At 67.0% G+C, this 16,515-nt stretch carries 17 protein-coding genes, 1 other RNA gene and 1 riboswitch; of the genes, 11 read left to right on the top strand and 7 right to left on the bottom strand.

The window, feature by feature from the left end:
• Nucleotides 1-36 precede the first annotated feature (36 nt).
• Nucleotides 37-642, top strand: coding sequence for a CDP-alcohol phosphatidyltransferase family protein (locus ACEQX1_RS12145; protein ID WP_370196868.1), 606 nt, complete (start codon nt 37-39; stop codon nt 640-642).
• A gap of 1,025 nt (nt 643-1,667) precedes the next feature.
• Here ACEQX1_RS12145 and ACEQX1_RS12140 read toward each other — a convergent pair.
• A complete protein-coding gene (locus tag ACEQX1_RS12140) occupies nt 1,668-2,864 on the bottom strand; it encodes an O-succinylhomoserine sulfhydrylase (RefSeq protein ID WP_370196867.1) in 1,197 nt (398 codons plus the stop codon).
• Nucleotides 2,865-2,935: 71 nt separating this feature from the next.
• Nucleotides 2,936-3,013, bottom strand: a riboswitch (SAM riboswitch).
• 89 nt (nt 3,014-3,102) lie between these two features.
• Between ACEQX1_RS12140 and ACEQX1_RS12135 the strand changes: the two genes are divergently transcribed.
• Entirely contained in the window at nt 3,103-4,200 is a 1,098-nt protein-coding gene (locus tag ACEQX1_RS12135) for a 2'-deoxycytidine 5'-triphosphate deaminase (protein WP_370194793.1), read from the top strand.
• 29 nt (nt 4,201-4,229) lie between these two features.
• On the opposite strand, the gene ACEQX1_RS12130 is transcribed toward ACEQX1_RS12135, so the two are convergent.
• On the bottom strand, nt 4,230-4,769 hold the full coding sequence (locus tag ACEQX1_RS12130) for a YgjV family protein (RefSeq protein WP_370194791.1): 540 nt from the start codon (nt 4,767-4,769) through the stop codon (nt 4,230-4,232).
• A gap of 105 nt (nt 4,770-4,874) precedes the next feature.
• Between ACEQX1_RS12130 and ssrS the strand changes: the two genes are divergently transcribed.
• Together ssrS and ACEQX1_RS12120 are read left to right on the top strand one after the other, a co-directional pair.
• Nucleotides 4,875-5,031: non-coding RNA, 6S RNA (ssrS, locus tag ACEQX1_RS12125), on the top strand.
• A gap of 89 nt (nt 5,032-5,120) precedes the next feature.
• A complete protein-coding gene (locus tag ACEQX1_RS12120; RefSeq protein ID WP_370194789.1) occupies nt 5,121-5,702 on the top strand; it encodes a 5-formyltetrahydrofolate cyclo-ligase in 582 nt (193 codons plus the stop codon).
• Here ACEQX1_RS12120 and ACEQX1_RS12115 read toward each other — a convergent pair whose 3' ends face one another.
• Entirely contained in the window at nt 5,703-6,218 is a 516-nt protein-coding gene (locus tag ACEQX1_RS12115; protein ID WP_370194788.1) for a CAP domain-containing protein, read from the bottom strand. It abuts the gene before it with no gap.
• A 442-nt stretch (nt 6,219-6,660) separates the two neighbouring features.
• Here ACEQX1_RS12115 and ACEQX1_RS12110 point away from each other — a divergent pair, with 442 nt between their 5' ends.
• Nucleotides 6,661-7,482: a TIGR00282 family metallophosphoesterase gene (locus tag ACEQX1_RS12110; RefSeq protein WP_370196866.1), complete on the top strand. Its 822-nt coding sequence runs from the start codon at nt 6,661-6,663 to the stop codon at nt 7,480-7,482.
• Nucleotides 7,483-7,512: 30 nt separating this feature from the next.
• On the opposite strand, the gene ACEQX1_RS12105 is transcribed toward ACEQX1_RS12110, so the two are convergent.
• The 3 genes from ACEQX1_RS12105 to ACEQX1_RS12095 all read right to left on the bottom strand — a co-directional run bounded on the left by ACEQX1_RS12105 (nt 7,513) and on the right by ACEQX1_RS12095 (nt 9,668).
• Nucleotides 7,513-8,322 (bottom strand): MBL fold metallo-hydrolase, encoded by an 810-nt coding sequence (locus tag ACEQX1_RS12105; protein WP_370194785.1) that lies wholly within the window; start codon nt 8,320-8,322, stop codon nt 7,513-7,515.
• 31 nt (nt 8,323-8,353) lie between these two features.
• On the bottom strand, nt 8,354-8,983 hold the full coding sequence (locus ACEQX1_RS12100; RefSeq protein ID WP_370196865.1) for a tetratricopeptide repeat protein: 630 nt from the start codon (nt 8,981-8,983) through the stop codon (nt 8,354-8,356).
• Between the two features lie 169 nt (nt 8,984-9,152).
• Nucleotides 9,153-9,668 carry a GFA family protein gene (locus ACEQX1_RS12095; protein ID WP_370194993.1) on the bottom strand — a complete coding sequence of 172 codons (516 nt, stop codon included), beginning with the start codon at nt 9,666-9,668 and terminating at the stop codon, nt 9,153-9,155.
• Nucleotides 9,669-9,747: 79 nt separating this feature from the next.
• Between ACEQX1_RS12095 and ACEQX1_RS12090 the strand changes: the two genes are divergently transcribed.
• The 6 genes from ACEQX1_RS12090 (at nt 9,748) to ruvB (ending at nt 14,888) form a co-directional block, all read left to right on the top strand.
• On the top strand, nt 9,748-10,497 hold the full coding sequence (locus ACEQX1_RS12090) for a YebC/PmpR family DNA-binding transcriptional regulator (protein ID WP_009208737.1): 750 nt from the start codon (nt 9,748-9,750) through the stop codon (nt 10,495-10,497).
• A 274-nt stretch (nt 10,498-10,771) separates the two neighbouring features.
• A complete protein-coding gene (locus tag ACEQX1_RS12085; protein WP_277025129.1) occupies nt 10,772-11,491 on the top strand; it encodes an SAM-dependent methyltransferase in 720 nt (239 codons plus the stop codon).
• 178 nt (nt 11,492-11,669) lie between these two features.
• Nucleotides 11,670-12,161 carry a PRC-barrel domain-containing protein gene (locus tag ACEQX1_RS12080; RefSeq protein WP_187390195.1) on the top strand — a complete coding sequence of 164 codons (492 nt, stop codon included), beginning with the start codon at nt 11,670-11,672 and terminating at the stop codon, nt 12,159-12,161.
• Nucleotides 12,162-12,399: 238 nt separating this feature from the next.
• Complete coding sequence (ruvC, locus tag ACEQX1_RS12075; RefSeq protein ID WP_370194996.1) at nt 12,400-12,918, top strand: crossover junction endodeoxyribonuclease RuvC; 519 nt, start codon at nt 12,400-12,402, stop codon at nt 12,916-12,918.
• 151 nt (nt 12,919-13,069) lie between these two features.
• Nucleotides 13,070-13,690 carry a Holliday junction branch migration protein RuvA gene (gene ruvA, locus ACEQX1_RS12070; RefSeq protein WP_009208741.1) on the top strand — a complete coding sequence of 207 codons (621 nt, stop codon included), beginning with the start codon at nt 13,070-13,072 and terminating at the stop codon, nt 13,688-13,690.
• 151 nt (nt 13,691-13,841) lie between these two features.
• Nucleotides 13,842-14,888: a Holliday junction branch migration DNA helicase RuvB gene (gene ruvB / locus ACEQX1_RS12065; protein WP_230785664.1), complete on the top strand. Its 1,047-nt coding sequence runs from the start codon at nt 13,842-13,844 to the stop codon at nt 14,886-14,888.
• Between the two features lie 10 nt (nt 14,889-14,898).
• Here the strand turns inward: ruvB and ACEQX1_RS12060 are convergent, their stop codons facing one another.
• Nucleotides 14,899-16,359: a DUF2254 domain-containing protein gene (locus ACEQX1_RS12060; RefSeq protein WP_370195000.1), complete on the bottom strand. Its 1,461-nt coding sequence runs from the start codon at nt 16,357-16,359 to the stop codon at nt 14,899-14,901.
• Between the last annotated feature and the right edge of the window lie 156 nt (nt 16,360-16,515).

Here is a 16,515-nt window from a genome sequence, read left to right as displayed (position 1 = left end):
GGTCAACGGCGGGTCGCCGCGTGGACGGAGAAAGCCTTGCTCGACGGTGTTCTGAAACGGCAGATCGACCCGCCGATCGACTGGCTGGCGGGCGGGCTGGCGCGGCTGAAGATCGGCGCCAACACCGTGACGGTCGCCGGCCTCGTGCTGGGACTGGCCGCCGCCACCGCGATCGCCTTCGGCGCGCTGGTCACCGGCCTCGTGCTGATCCTCTTGTCGCGGCTCGCCGACGGGCTGGACGGGGCGGTGGCGCGGCAGACAAGGCCGACCGATTTCGGCGGCTATCTCGACATCGTCTTCGATTTTCTCTTCTACGGATCGATCCCGTTGGCCTTCGCGATCCTCGATCCGGGCGCCAATGCGCTGGCCGCGGCGATCCTCCTGATGAGCTTCTACGCCAATGGCGCGAGCTTTCTCGCCTATGCGGTGATGGCCGAAAAGCGCGGCATCCGGACCGTGCAGCGCGGCACCAAGTCGCTCTATTTCACCACCGGGCTGGCCGAGGCGTCGGAAACGCTGGCCGTCTTCGTGCTGTTCTGCCTGCTGCCGCAGCATTTCGCGCTGATCGCCTATATCTTCGCGGCGATGACGGCGTGGACGTTTGCATGGCGCGTGCGGATGAGTTTCCAGGCGTTCGGGTGAGGGCAGAGGTGAGGGGGCAGGGATGGTGGACCTGATCAGCGTTCTTATCAACGTTTGATCACGATGCGGCGTTCTCTCTTTCGCAAGTCTGGCTTGTGGCGCAATTTGATTCCCGACAATTTGTCTTGAATATATCTATATTCGGAAATATCTAACAACTGCGCTTTAACATATGTCCTATACTATGAGGTTGAAATCGATTCGGCTTAGCGGATTGGGAGCTGACGGGCCTGCATTGTATGACAACTGGTGCTTCTAACTGCCGAAAATTGACAGTATCCATGCTTATTGCATTGGTGTACACTTTATCTATAATTGTAGCTTGGTATAGCGTTAAGTATGATCTATGGAAGACAATTTTTATTGTTGGATTAGTTGTCGCGCTCATGCTTTCCGCGGGGGGGATTATGCATCTTCTCCGGAGGAGGGGGATATTGACTTCAAATGTATACATAGATCTAACGACTGATGAACATCAGTGGGCTCCTACCGCGGGCGCCTCAATGATAGTCGGTTGGTCAGCCGCAGCAACAAATTTTATCCATGAAGAAGCCGTCATATTGCTCCTTGTTGGGTTGCTGTACTCGTTCTGGTGTGTCCTCGTTTTAGCGGACGCAGCGCATCCAGAGTTTGCAGGTGTATCTTCCGAACGGAAGACCTCGTGGTCGCGTAAGAAATTAATTTTAGCACTTACGTTCACTCATGTTTTTGTATCAGGGCTCTTCGGGTACTCGGCCTCCCTAATCTTCAGACACATAAGTTATATATATTCCTGTCTCCTCGTTCCCCTCCCGTGAGGGGGTATCGATCTCATCGATTGAGCTTACCTGCGAAGCTGTTAGTGATGGCAGATCGAAATTACAGAGCTTCTTTCGATCTTGGGAAAAAGGCGAGGCGAACGGCTTCAGCGCCGCATGGCTCGGGTTCCGAAGTGTATCTTCGTAGCGTCTAAACGCGTCAACATCGGCGACAATATGCCTGTACCTAATAGCCCCCTACCTGTCAGCCGTGCAAACTGAATCGCTTTAGACCGCCGTCAACGCGGCTTCGATGTCTTCCAGCAGGTCGTCGACATCCTCGAGGCCGATGGAGAGGCGGAGGAGGCCGTCGCTGATGCCGAGTTCGGTGCGCGCTTCCGGCGTCAGGTTCTTGTGGGTGGTGGTCGCCGGATGGGTGATCAGGCTCTTGGCGTCGCCCAGATTGTTGGAGATCAGGATGATCTCCAGGGCGTTGGAGAAGCGGAAGGCCGCCTCCTTGCCGCCGGCCACCTCGAAGGCGAGGAGGGTCGAGCCGCCGGTCATCTGGCGGGCGATGATCGCCGCGTCCGGATGGTCGGCGCGGCCCGGATAGATCACCTTGTTGACCTTGCCGTGCTCGGCCAGCGTGTCGGCGATGCGGGCGGCCGAGCGGGTCTGCTGGGCGACGCGCAGCGGCAGCGTCTCCAGGCCCTTGAGCAGTGTCCACGCATTGAAGGGCGACAGCGACGGGCCGGTGTGGCGGAAATAGTTGTGGAGGTTCTCGTCGATCCATGCGGCGGAGGACAGGATGATACCGCCGAGGCACCGGCCCTGGCCGTCAATGTGCTTGGTGGCCGAATAGACGACGACGTCGGCGCCGAGCTCCAGCGGACGCTGCAGCATGGGCGTGGCGAAGACGTTGTCGACGACGAGGGTGGCGCCGGCCGCATGGGCGATCTCGGCGACCGCGGTGATGTCGATCACCTCCAGCGTCGGATTGGTCGGCGTCTCCATGAAGAACACCTTGGTCTCCGGCCGCACGGCGGCGCGCCAGGCGTCGAGATCGCGGCCGTCGACGAGGGTGCAGGCGACGCCGCAGCGCTCGAGCACCGTCTCGACCACGTAGCGGCAGGAGCCGAACAGGGCGCGGGCCGCCACGACATGGTCGCCGGCCTTGACCTGGCACTGCATGGCGGCGGCGACGGCGGCCATGCCGGAGGCGGTGGCGCGGGCGTCCTCGGCGCCTTCCAGCGCCATCATCCGCTCCTCGAACATGCGGGTCGTGGGATTGCCGTAGCGCGAATAGATGAAGCCGGGCTCGTCGCCGCGGAAGCGGGCCTCGGCGGCCTCGGCGCTCGGATAGACGAAGCCCTGGGTGAGGAACAGCGCCTCGGAGGTCTCGCCGAAGCTTGAGCGCGTCGTGCCGCCATGGACCATGGCCGTGGCCGGGCGCAGTTTGCGTGCCGTATCCGTCTTCTTCTGCATGGGTCGTCTCCGAACAACAAAAACCGGCTGTCGCGTCGCCGCAAAGCCGGTTCGTCGGGAGGCACGATCGCCAAATCGTCAGAACGGCCCTTTAGCGACTTCTTTAACGTGGCTGCAAGCCGGCCGGCCAAATCACCACTTCTGCTTTGCAAATAGACCCGATCCGGCTAGGCGTCAATCCGGGAGCGCGACGCCGCGGGCGGCGCGGATGCAATGCAAGGCCATGACGGGACAGCCGATGTCGGACACATACGCGCAGGGCGGAATCCTGCCCGACCAGGAGATTGCGGGGCTGTTTGCCGCCGGTGCCATCGCCGCGCCGATCGAACGCGACGGCGACCAGATCCAGCCGGCGAGCCTCGACCTGCGCCTCGGGCCGAAGGCCTACCGGGTGCGCGCCTCGTTCCTGCCGGGGCAGGGGCAGTCGGTGGTCGACAAGCTCGACCGGTTCTCGCTGCACGAATTCAGCCTCGCCGACGGGGCGGTGCTGGAGACCGGCTGCGTCTACGTCGTGCCGCTGCTGGAAAGTTTCCGCCTGCCGGCCGACATCCGCGCGACGGCCAATCCGAAATCCTCCACCGGGCGGCTCGACATCTTCACGCGGGTGCTGGCCGACGGGGCGCAGGAATTCGACAAGCTGCCGGCCGGCTATGACGGCCCGCTCTATCTGGAAATCTCGCCGCGGACCTTCCCGATCCTGGTGCGGCAGGGCTCGCGCCTGTCGCAGATCCGCTTCCGCAGCGGCGAGCCGCTGTTGAACGAGGCGGAGCTGGCGGCGCTGCACGGCGAACAGGTGCTGACGACGGCGGCCGAGGCCAACATCTCCGGCGGCGGCATCGCCCTGTCGATCGATCTCGTCGGCAACCGGGACGGGCTCGTCGGCTATCGCGGCAAGCGGCATACGGGCGTCGTCGACGTCGACCGGCGCGGCGCCTATGCGCTGACCGATTTCTGGGAACCGGTGCTGCGCTCCAAGGCCGGCGAACTGGTGCTCGATCCGGACGAATTCTACATCCTGGTGTCCAAGGAGGCGGTGCATGTGCCGCCGGCCTTTGCCGCCGAGATGACACCCTTCGACCCGCTGGTCGGCGAATTCCGCGTTCATTATGCCGGCTTCTTCGATCCGGGCTTCGGCCATTCGGCGGCCGGTGGCTCGGGCAGCCGCGCGGTGCTGGAGGTGCGCAGCCACGACGTGCCCTTCATCCTGGAGGACGGGCAGATCGTCGGCCGGCTGGTCTATGAGCGGATGCAGGCGCTGCCGGAGAAGCTCTATGGCAGCGATCTGAAGTCGAACTACCAGGCCCAGGGGCTGAAGCTGTCGAAGCACTTCGTCTGAAGGCTGGCGCGGTCGCGGTCGCGCCTCCGTCAGGCGAGCGCCTCGCGGCGATCGCGGCTGAGGCGCCAGATGGTGACGGCGTTGGTGGTCAGGACGAGGAGTTCGGCCAGCGCCGCCCCGACCGAGCCGACGAGGACGTTGCTGGCGACCCAGCAGAGCGCCGCGCCAGCCAGAAGCAGGCGCATGGGAATGCCGTCGAGCATGAACATGGCGATGGTGCCGAGCAGGCCCGCCGTCAGCGGAATGACGTCGAGCGGCTGCTCCCAGCTGATCCAGCTGACCAGTCCGGTCGCCGCGAGCATCGTCGCCATGATCGGCCAGCTTCCCTTGTAGCGTCGCGCCAGAAGGATGCGCAGGATGATCAGCGCGCTGATCGCGCCGGCGACCTTGGCGCCGAACAGGAAGAACTGCACCGCGAAGGCGACATTGGCGAAGACCAACAGCAGCAGCAGACGGTCGTCGCGCTTGCTGGCAAAGGCCATGATGCAGATGACCAGCGCGGCAAAGCCGGTCGCCTGGCCGGCGATGAAGCGGAAATCCCAGAGCTCCAGTTGTGATCTCCCGATCATATGGGCGGCGGTCGAACGAAGCCGTCCGCCGGGTGTGAGAAGAAACTTCGGGCGGAGCCCTTGCAGCTATGGCTGGATGGGGCAGCGTCGCCTATATTGGTGTTCGACGGGCTGCGCGGTGCGCCAGGAGTAACATATTCTCGGGGCCTTAGTCATTCCTAGGGAGCTGTCCCTGCCTTGGCCCGTGGGCCTGGGGCACACGGCGCCCACCTACTCTGTAGGTTCCCGGGATCGACATCTCCATCGGCCGGGTGGCTCGTCACTTTCCACCCTTCTCCGGCCAGCCGACACGGCAGACCACTTTTCTTCCGCCGCGAAATCGTCCACCTCTGCCCGGTAGGGGGAGAGCCGATGATCGATGCGAAAGAAGCCAAGGCAAGCCTGCGCCAGGCGGCACTGGCCCGGCGGGACGCGATGCCGGAAGACGCCCGGATCGAGGCGTCGCTCACCGTCGCCGATCGCTGCGCCGACCTCCTGCCGATCACGCCCGGCATGGTCGTCTCGGGCTTCCTGCCGATCCGCTCCGAAATCGATATCCGTCCCTTGATGATGCTGCTGGCCGACCGCGGCGCGCGCCTCTGCGTGCCGGCGATCGTCGACGGCCGTCTGCAGTTCCGCCATCTGGTGCGCGGCGCGCCGCTGGAGCCGCAGGGCTTCGGCACCTATGCGCCGGGTGCGGAAGCGGCTGTGCTCGACCCCGAACTGATGCTGGTGCCGCTGGCCGTCTTCGACCGGCAGGGCGGCCGGATCGGCTATGGCCGCGGCTATTACGACAGCGCCATCGCGGCGCTGACGCAGAAGGGCACGCCGCCGATCCTGGCCGGCGTCGCCTTTGCCGTGCAGGAGGCGGAGACGGTGCCGATGGAGCCCCACGACATCCGCCTGCCGATGATCGTCACCGAGCGCGAGACGATCCGCCCCGATATTGGCTGATCAGCGCCGGTTCTTCTCGCGGCCGAGGATCAGCGCCCAATAGGGCTCGCCGTTGGCGCCGGTCGCCGCGGCAAAGCCGATCTCGGTGACATTGGCGTTGAGCAGGTTACGGCGATGGCCCGGCGAGCGCTTCCAGCCGGTGATGACGGCCGGCGTCGAACGGTAGTTCCAGCCGATATTCTCCGACACCGCGGCCCAGTCATAGCCGAAGGAGGCGACCCGGTTGGGCAGGGCGCCGTCCAGCGAATGGCTGAGATTGCCCTTCGCGGCCATGGCGCGGGCCTGCCGCTCGGCGGCCTTGCCGAGCACCGGGTCGAAGCGGACGGCGCCGAGGCCGTTCTCGGCGCGGAAGGCGTTGATCGTGGCGAGCGCGACATTGCGGTCGACGCTGATCTCGCGGGTCGAGCCGACATCGACGGAGCCGGGCGAGCCGACGCAGGCGGCCAGAAGCGCGATGGGCAGCAGCGCCAGGAGGCGCAGGACGGGGGCAAGGAGCGTGCGGCGGGCGAAAATCATGGCGTCTGGTCTGTCCTGTCGGTTGCGGCGCGCGATCGGGGGAGGCGCGGCAGGCGGTCGGCGGCCCTGCGCTCACAAGGCGCAGATGCACGATGATGATGGCGGGGATTGCTCACCGAAATCTGAAGCTCGTCGGCCCCGCCGGCATGTCGGCACGGCCGGAGACCGCGCCCGGCCGGCGGTGGCTGCGAGACACCGGCCTCATGCCTCGGCAATCTGGCGGTTTTTCGACCGGATGGCGGTGGTGGCCGGCGCGACGATGTTGCGCAGGGGGGGCGGGCGTTGGTGGCACTGTTGCCGGCGGGCGACCCCCGCATTGCGGGATGGCGCGGCCGAGTTGACGGGGCGGGCGGCATGGGCCAAGCGGATCGCTGCCGGTTTGTCGTCAGGGGTGGGCCGGCGCGGCACGAGGCCGCGGGACAGACAGCGACAGGCGAGCGCGATGCGATTTCTCTTTCTCGGCGACATGGTCGGCCGCTCCGGACGGACCGCCGTCTTCGACAGGCTGCCCGGCCTGATCTCCGACTGGAAGCTCGACTTCGTCGTCGTCAATGGCGAGAACTCGGCCGGCGGCTTCGGCATCACCGAGGAGATCTTCGAGCGCACGCTGGAGGCGGGCGCCGACGCGGTGACCACCGGCAACCACGTCTGGGACCAGCGCGAGGCGCTGGCCTTCGCCGGACGGCAGGACCGCTTCATCCGGCCGGCGAACTATCCGGCCGGCACGCCCGGCCACGGCTCGGGCCTGTTCGAGGCGAAGAACGGCGCGCGGGTGCTGGTCGCCAACATCATGGGCCGGGTGTTCATGCATCCCGATCTCGACGATCCCTTCGCCTGCGCCGACAATCTGGTCTCGGCCTGCCCGATGGGCGAACAGGCGGACGCCATCATCGTCGACTTCCACGCCGAGGCGACCAGCGAGAAGCAGTGCTTCGGGCATTTCCTCGACGGGCGGGCGAGCGTCGTGGTGGGTACCCATACCCATGTGCCGACCGCCGACCACCAGGTCCTCGTCGGCGGCACCGCCTACCAGTCCGATGCCGGCATGTGCGGCGACTACGATTCCTCGCTGGGCATGGAGAAGGAGGAGCCGCTGAACCGCTTCGTCACCAAGGTGCCGCGCGGCCGCTTCGACGCCGCGCAGGGGCCGGCGACCATCGCCGGGCTGGCGGTGGAGATTTCCGACCGCACGGGGCTGGCCGAAAAGGTCGCGCCGGTGCGCATCGGCCCGCGGCTCGCCGAGGCGGTGCCGGACTTCTGGTAGGGCGTTCGCGGAGGGCCCGCGGTGCCGGCGTCAGACGCCGGCGAGGACGATGACCGTCGGCGTCTTCGGCAGGCTGCGCATGGAGATGGTGAGGCTGGGTTCGGCCCGCCGCTCCACGGCGAAGCCGGGCATGCGGTCGAGGAAGCGCTCGATCGGGCCGGCGAAGCGATGCATCGGCAGGACGATGGACGAGCGCAGCCGGTCGGCGATCTCGCCCATGCCCTCCTGGCTCATGGTCATGCCGCCATCCACCGGCACCATCAGGACGTCGAGCCGGCCGATGCGGGCGTAATCCTCATTGGTGAGCTGGTGGTGCAGATGGCCGAGATGGCCGATGCACAGGCCCGCCACCTCGAAGATGAAGATCGAATTGCCATCCGCCTCCATGCCGCCGAAGGCGCGGATGTCGGTCGGCACGTTGCGCACATAGAGGTCGCCGACGGTCAAGGCATGCTCGGCCGGTCCGCCCTCCGGGTTCCAGCCGAGCAGCACATGGGGGATCGCCGGGTCTGGATAGGGCGTGTTGTGGGACGAATGCGCCTTGTTCATCGTGACGATGTCCGGCATCGCGCCGCCCGCAAAGCCCGCATAGTCGGTGGCCGCCACGACCCCGCCGGGGCTCTCGATCAGGTAGGTCGCGTGGGAGACATAGGTGATGGTCACCTCGTCCGACGTCGCGGCGAAGCGCCGGGCGGCCGGATTGTCCATCGCGACATAGGTCGCCCCCGGCAGGCTCTCGGCCATGGCGATGCAGGTGCTCGGCACCATCTGGGCGGCGGCCGGGGCGGGCGCCAGGGCAAGGCCGGCGAGACACGCGGCGAGGGCGACGAGGCGGATCATGGGCGGGCTCCGGGTCGGCTGGGCAAGCGGGTCAAAGATCGATCCCGCCAGGGTCGGCGGGCGTGTCGGGCGCCTCGGGCACGATCATCGCGCGCTCCTTGAGGAAGGGATGGATCGCCACGGCCTCGCGAAGCTGGGCCTGGGCGAGACGGAAGCGCCCTTGGCGCATCAGGATGATGGCGCGGCCGGACATGGCGGCGAAGTGCTTCGGCTCCAGCGTGATGGCGCGGTCGACATCGGCCAGCGCGCCGTCGAAATCCTCCTGCAGGAAACGCACGAAACCCCGCTGGTTGAAGGCCTCGGCATAATCGGGGGCGGCGGCCACGGCGGCGTCGAGAAGGGCGCGGGCGCCGGCGAAATCGTAGCTGCCGCGCCGGTCCATGGCCTCTTCGACGAGGCGGCGGGTGGCGGCGTCGGGCGCGGCTTTGATCCAGTGCCGCCAGATGGCGGTTTCGGCGGCGCGGCCCTCGGCCTCGGTGGCGGCGTTCTTCAGCGCGGCGAACAACCGGGCGTCGGTCGGGCGAAGCGCGCGCTCGGCTTCGGCCGGCGGCGGGGCGCGGTCATTGCCCGGCGCGGCGGTGTCGCCCAGGGCCGGGACGGCCGCGGCGAGGACGAGGGCCGCCCAGAGGGCGTAGCGGAACAGCGCAGCGCGATATCGCATGGTCGCGTTCTCCCCTGACCGTCGGCGCGGCAGCAGCAGGGGCGATCGGGCGCCGACCCTTCGAGGCTACCCCGCCGGCGCCAGAAGCGAAATCAACATGGCGTCATCAGGCGGCGGTCGCCGGCCGGCAACGCGCAGGAAGGGTCGCGGAGGCAGGGCTGCGCGGCGTCTATGCGCCGTCGCCGGGTCGGACCATCTCCTGCCAGCGTGCGATCAGCGCGGCGAAATTGTCGGCCGGCGCTCCGGGATAATCGAGTTCGTCGGGGCCGATGGCGACGAAGGGCTGGCGCGAGGCGGTCCAGATGTGGCCGGCGGGGACCAGCCAGCTGGTGTCGTCGAGGGTGCCGGCCTTGATGTTGACCCGGCCGGGATTGCCTTGCGAGCGGTGCTGGATGCGCACGCCGCAATCGGGGCAGAAATCGCCGAGCCGCACCGCGCCGCTGTCGGCCATGCGCCGGGTGGTCGCCATCTCGCTGCTGATGACGAGGCTGGCGGGATCGACGCGCAGGCTCTCGCCATAGGCGCTGGAGGTCTGCCGCTGGCACTCGGTGCAATGGCACAGGTAGAAGACCTGCGGCGCGGCACGGATCTCGTAGCGCACCCTGCCGCACTGGCAGCCGCCGGTCAGCGGCAGGGCCGGAAGGGCGGTCCTGCGGGGTGTGGAACCTTCAAGGGCGTCGGACATGGGAAACCTCGTTCTGGACGTTTGCCGCCCGATTTTTTATATGTCGCGCAATTCTTCCGCATTGAAAGACAGGTTCGCCATGGCCGGCCATTCACAGTTCAAGAACATCATGCATCGCAAGGGCCGCCAGGACGCGGTCCGATCGAAGATGTTTTCCAAGCTCGCCCGCGAGATCGTGGTGGCGGCCAAGTCGGGCCTGCCGGACCCCTCGATGAACGCGCGGCTGCGACTGGCGATCAACAACGCCAAGGCGCAGTCGATGCCGAAGGACAACATCGACCGGGCGATCAAGAAGGCCTCGGGCGGCGATTCGGAGAATTATGACGAGGTCCGCTACGAGGGCTACGGCCCGGGCGGCGTCGCCATCATCGTCGAGGCGCTGACCGACAACCGCAACCGCACCGCCTCCAACGTGCGCTCCTGCTTCACCAAGGCCGGCGGCTCGATGGGCGAGACCGGCTCGGTGTCCTTCATGTTCGATCATGTCGGCGAGATCGTCTATCCGCTGTCGGCCGGCGACGCCGACACGGTGATGGAAGCGGCGATCCTGGCCGGCGCCGACGACGTGATCTCCGACGAGAACGGCCACACCATCGTCACCGCCTTCGAGGATATCGGCGACGTGTCGACGGCGCTGGAGGAATCGCTGGGCGAGGCCGAGAGCGTGCGCCCGACCTGGCGTCCGCAGACCGGCACGCCGGTGGACGAGGACAAGGCCGAGAGCGTGATGCGGCTGATCGGCAATCTCGACGACGACGACGACGTGCAGAACGTCTATGCCAATTTCGAGGTCGATGATGAGGTGATGGCGAAGCTGTCGGCCGCCTGAGCCGGGCTGACGCCCTTTCCATGACAGATGGCGGGCTGCGGCGACGCAGCTCGCCCGGTCGCCTCTCTGTGGCGCGGCCCCGGTGGCCGTCCCGGGGGGGGGGCGAATGACGCCGCCCGGCGGCCGCTCTTCCCTCACGACTGCGTGTTCTCGGGCGCCGTCTGGCCGCAAACCCCGGTTCGCCGGGCTTGGCGGCGTTAACCATTTGTTAACGATTAACGAGACGTCCCCTTAGGGAAAGTCCTACATCGACGTGGGAAACAGGAACCACGTCATGCAGATTTCAGCCTATCTCGGGGCCCTTCGCCGTCGCTCGGACCCCTATGTCGACGATACCAGTCTGGAATTCCAGTTCCGCGCCAGACGCTTCGTGCGCATCCGCAACCTGATCGACGCCGTTCTGGCAAAGCAGGAGCGCTGCGAGATCGTCGATCTCGGCGGGACGGAAAAATACTGGGCGGTCGCCGGCGACTATCTCGACCGGCGACGCGGGCGGGTCTTCGTCACGCTGGTCAATACCGAGCCCCAGGTCGTCGCGCGGCCCGACCAGTTCCGTGCCGTGCGCGAAAGCGCCAGCGACCTGACGCTCTTCGACAACCAGGGCTTCGATCTCGCCCATTCCAACTCGGTGATCGAGCATGTCGGCTCGCGGGCCAACATGCGCGACTTCGCCCTCAACATGCGCCGGCTGGCCCCGCGCTATTACTGCCAGACGCCGAATTACTGGTTTCCGTACGAGCCGCATTTCCGCACCGCCGGCTTCCAGTATCTGCCCAAGGCGGTCCGGGTCGCCATGCTGCAGCGCTTCGCGCTCGGCTTCTTCGACCGCATCGACGACATCGAGGACGCACGCAACGTGGTGCGCGACCACGATCTGATCGGCCGGCGGCAGATGGCGGCGTTCTTCCCGGATGGCGAGATTTCCTACGAGACCGTCCTCGGCTTGCGCAAATCGGTGATCGCGACCCGGGACGCGGGCGCACGGGACGCCTAGCCCCCCGGGTTCGCCGCCCGCCATCCGGCGGTGAAGTAGAACGCACGGGCTGATCGAGTTTCAAAAGCAACCGGCATCGGTATGGATGCGCGGCGGCAGACTGTGTCGCGCGTTCTGGAACAATGGCGCATCCTCTCCGTTGGTTTGATGAATGCCGACGCCAGAGAGGAGGCTACTTATGAAGTATATTGCAGCCACTGCGACCGCCATCATCTTTGCCGCGACGCCTGCGATCGCGCAGGACACTGCTGCCACACCGGCCACGACGCCGATGGCCTCGGAAGATACTGCAGCGACCGACTGGGCGCAGCTGATCCGGACCCGCGACATCGTGGGTGGTGCCGTCTACACGACCAACGAAGCCTATGACGAGGGCTCCTGGGGCGACCGGGACGACTACGCCTGGGGCCGTTCGGGCTATGACGCGGTCGGCAGCGACTGGAACCAGATCGGCGAGATCGAGGACGTGGTCCTTGATCGGTCGGGCAACCTTGCCGGCGTCGTCGCCGAAGTGGGCGGCTTCCTCGACATAGCCGACAAGCACGTCATGCTGCGGGTTGGCGACGTGGATCTCGTACCGGTCGACGACCAGTCCTACGCGTTCATCACGCGGTTCTCCGAGGAAGAGCTCGAAGGCCGTCCGGGCGTCGACGAAGCCTGGTGGAACTGAGGCGCCTCGTCTGACCGGCGACGCTTGCGCCGGAGCTGATCCGGTGCAATCCGAAGGCCCGTCGCGGGAAGCCGCGGCGGGCCTCGTTCATGGAGCGCTCCGCTTCGGTGAGGGAACGACGCGCCGCGCGCCTTGAGCTGTGCGGCTCCCACGTGACCAAGCCTGTTTCGTTTTTGGTTTGTTCACTTTTCGTCTTCTCAATAGCACCTGATTCGGCTAGTCGGAGAGGGTTAACGAAGTGTTGCAGGAGCGGACCATTCGCATCATCGGCATCGATCCCGGCCTGCGCCGGACCGGCTGGGGCATCGTCGAGACGCTCGGCAATTCGCTGCGCTTCGTGGCCAGCGGCACGGTGATGTCGGACGGCAAGATGGATCTCGCCTCGCGGCTGCGCACGCTCTACGAGGGGCTGGCCGACGTGATCCACGCGCAGCAGCCCGACGAGGCCGCGGTGGAGCAGACCTTCGTCAACAAGGACGCCGTCGCCACGCTGAAGCTCGGGCAGGCCCGCGGCATCGCCATGGTGGTGCCGTCGCTGGCCGGGCTGCCGGTCGCCGAATACGCGCCCAACGCCGTGAAGAAGGCGGTGATCGGCGTCGGCCATGGCGAGAAGAAGCAGATCCACATGATGGTGAAGGTGCTGATGCCCAAGGCGACCTTCGACACGGACGATGCCGCCGATGCGCTGGCGATCGCCATCTGCCACAGCCATCACCGCCAGTCGGCCCAGTCGCGGGCGCTTTTGGCCGGCCTGTGAGGGTGCGCGCAGATCCGTTCGCCCGTCGCGGCTCAGGTCCAGCTTTGCCGGCCGGGACTGTCGGCGATGATGCGCCGATCGTGGTAAGCGACGGTCCGGGCATGCCTCGCCGCAGACCCGCCTACGATTCCCACCGCCTGGAGACGCATTCGTGATCGGCAAACTGAAGGGCACCGTCGACGAGATCGGCGAGGACCACGTCGTCGTCGACGTCCACGGCGTCGGCTATGTCGCCTTTTGCGGCGCGCGCACCCTGGCGGCGCTGCCGGGCGAAGGCGAGGCGGTGGTGCTGTTCATCGATACCTATGTGCGCGAGGACATGCTGCGGCTCTACGGCTTTGCGACGCGTGCCGAGCAGGACTGGTTCCGGCTCTTGCAGATGGTGCAGGGCGTCGGCGCCCGGGTGGCGCTGGCGGTGATCGGCACGCTGTCCGCCGGTGACCTCGCCAACGCGGTGGCGTTGCAGGACAAGGCGATGGTGGCGCGCGCGCCCGGCGTAGGCCCGAAGGTCGCCGCGCGGATCGTCGCCGAGCTGAAGGACAAGGCGCCGGCCTTCTCGGGCGCCGGCAGCGACGAGAGCCTGGGACTGAAGCGCGACATCGGCGGCGGCACCGCCGCCGCGCCGGTGGCCGATGCGGTCTCGGCGCTGGTCAATCTCGGCTATCCGCGCGACCAGGCGGCCGAGGCCGTGGCGAAGGCGCTGAAAGATGCCGGCGAGGCGCCGGACAGTGCGAAGCTGATCCGGCTGGGGCTGAAGGCGCTGAGCCGCTGAGGCGGCGAATGGCGCAGCCGGGGCCGGGGACGGATCGCCGGCCGGCCGGTTTTGACATGACGGCGCCGAACGGCCATTGCGGAACCTGCCCGCGACCGGCCGCGCCATTGGTTTTGCAGGCAGATTGTCCCATCGCGACGGAACGGCCCTTATGAGCGACGCCCGCCTGATCAATCCCGAGAAGCACGGCGAGGACATCGACGCGACCCTGCGGCCGCAGCGGCTGGACGATTTCGTCGGCCAGGCGGCGGCGCGGGCCAATCTGAAGATATTCATCGAGGCGGCGAAGAATCGGGGCGAGGCGCTGGATCACGTGCTGTTCGTCGGCCCGCCGGGGCTCGGCAAGACGACGCTTGCGCAGATCATGGCCAAGGAGCTCGGCGTCAATTTCCGCTCGACCTCCGGCCCGGTGATCGCCAAGGCCGGCGATCTGGCGGCGCTACTGACCAATCTGGAAGAGCGCGACGTCCTGTTCATCGACGAGATTCACCGGCTGAGCCCGGCGGTGGAGGAAATCCTCTATCCGGCGATGGAGGATTTCCAGCTCGACCTGATCATCGGCGAGGGGCCGGCGGCGCGCTCGGTGAAGATCGACCTGTCGAAATTCACCCTGGTCGCGGCGACGACGCGGCTGGGGCTGCTGACGACGCCGCTGCGCGACCGCTTCGGCATCCCGGTGCGGCTGAATTTCTACACGGTGGCGGAGCTGGAGCACATCGTCACCCGTGGTGCGCGGCTGATGCGGCTGCCCATGGCCGAGGACGGCGCCCGCGAGATCGCCCGCCGGGCCCGCGGCACGCCGCGCATCGCCGGCCGGCTGCTGCGCCGGGTGCGCGACTTCGCCGACGTCGCCGGGGCAGAGACGGTGGACCGCAAGGTGGCCGACGAGGCGCTGTCGCGGCTGGAAGTGGACAGTCTCGGCCTGGACCAGCTCGACCGGCGCTATCTGGAGCTGATCGCGATGAATTTCGGCGGCGGGCCGGTGGGCATCGAGACCATCGCCGCGGCGCTGTCGGAACCGCGCGACGCCATCGAGGACATCGTCGAGCCGTATCTCCTGCAGCAGGGCTTCCTGCAACGCACCCCGCGCGGGCGCCTGCTGACCCAGCGGGCCTTTGCCCATCTGGGGCTGGCGGTGCCGAGCACCTATCAGGGATCGCAGGCGAGCCTGTTCGAGGACGGCGCCGACGCCGAATGAGGCGGATGCGTCAGGCCGAGGCCGGGTGGTGCCCGGTGTCCAGCCGCGCCATGCGCTCGCCATCGGGCACCGGATAGGCGAGGCGATGAGCCGGATGGTCGAGGGTCGCCGCCAGATGTGCAGCGCGGGCCTCGACCACGGCAAGGGCGGCGCCATCGAGGCCGAGACGCGCGAGACCCATGAAGGCGTCGCACTGGCGGCGCAGCGCGGCGATGTCCCGCGGCCGCGTGGCGGCCGGGGCGATCTGCTCCAGGCAGGCGAGGTAATGCTCGCCGGCGATCATGTCGGTGGCCGCATACTGGCGCAGATGGCCGAAGGAATATTCCAGATATTCGGCGAAGCTGCGCGGCAGGTCGATGACCCGCAGCTTGCCGTCGCTGTCGACATGCAGCGGATCGGCCTTGCCGCGCCCGACCATGCGAGACATGGCGGCGGTCAGCCAGTCCATGCAGGTGATCGCGGTGAAGGGGTCGTTGACGCCCGGTGACAGCGCCCGGCCGGCGATCTCGACCAGTTCGTCGACGAGGAAGACCTGGTCCTGATGCGGGCTGCGCTGGTTGCCGCAGGCGATGGAGGCGACGAGGGCAGTGCGGGTTGCGTCGGTGACGCGCTCGCTCGGCCAGGCGTGGAAGATCACCTTGCCGGGATGTACGAACATGCCGGTCCGGCAGTTCATCCGCACCACGATGTCGGCCTTCTGCGCCGCCTCGATCAGGGTCTCGTGGTCGATGATCTGGAGATAGCCGCTGCGGTCGGAGACGATCTCGGCATAGGGCACGGTGGCCGCCGCTTCGTCGATGTCGTCGCCGAAGCAGGGCGGCACCTGCCACAGGAGGCCCGCCGGCTGGGCTTCGCCGGTTGCCTCGCCGTCCTCCACGTCGCCGCGGATCGGGAAGGCCTTCTCGATCTGCTTGCACAGCGCCTCGCCGATGCCGGCGATGACGTTGGAGATGTGGATGTTGGACGGGACGTGGTGGATGAAGAAGATCAGCACGCCGATCGAGCCGATGGCCAGGATGATGGCGCCGAAGATCGCGATATTGGGCACGAACATCGCGGCATAGACGTCGTCCTCGCCGCCGTCGCGGACGCTGCGCAGCACGAGCATGGAATAGATGAAGGTCGCGACGAAGACGCCGAGGGTGATCTGGTTGCCGCGGTCGTTCATGAAATTGGTCAGGAGCCGCGGGCCGTAGCTGCCGGAGGCGAAGACGACCGTCGCCATGGTGACCGAGAAGACGGTGCCGGCCACCCCGATCATCGAGCCGCCGATGGCGCTGAGGATGGCGCGGGCCCCGTCCGGCTGGGTGGCGTAGAAGAACGGGCTTTCGCCGAAGGCGTCGAGCGGGACCCGGGCGTCGATCTCGATCAGGACGAAGGCCAGAACCGCGGCGCTGACTGCCATGATCGAGGGGATGAACCAGTAGCTTGCGACGACGCGCTGGTAATATTGCTGAATGAACGCACGCATCGCGGCTCCTCGGGTCGGGCGAGTGCAGATATGGCCCGCACGGCCCGGCACAAGCACCAGGCCGCCATTGCCGCGTGAATCAGGGATGATGGGCGCCCGGAGCCGGCGGGAGGCGCGGGGACCGGCCGCTTCGTCAGCGGCCGATCCAACGAAGGG

It is taken from the genome of Aurantimonas sp., from assembly GCF_964217435.1.
GTDB classification, from domain to species: Bacteria; Pseudomonadota; Alphaproteobacteria; order Rhizobiales; family Rhizobiaceae; genus Aurantimonas; species Aurantimonas coralicida.
This window is presented reverse-complemented; position numbering and strand designations above follow the sequence as displayed.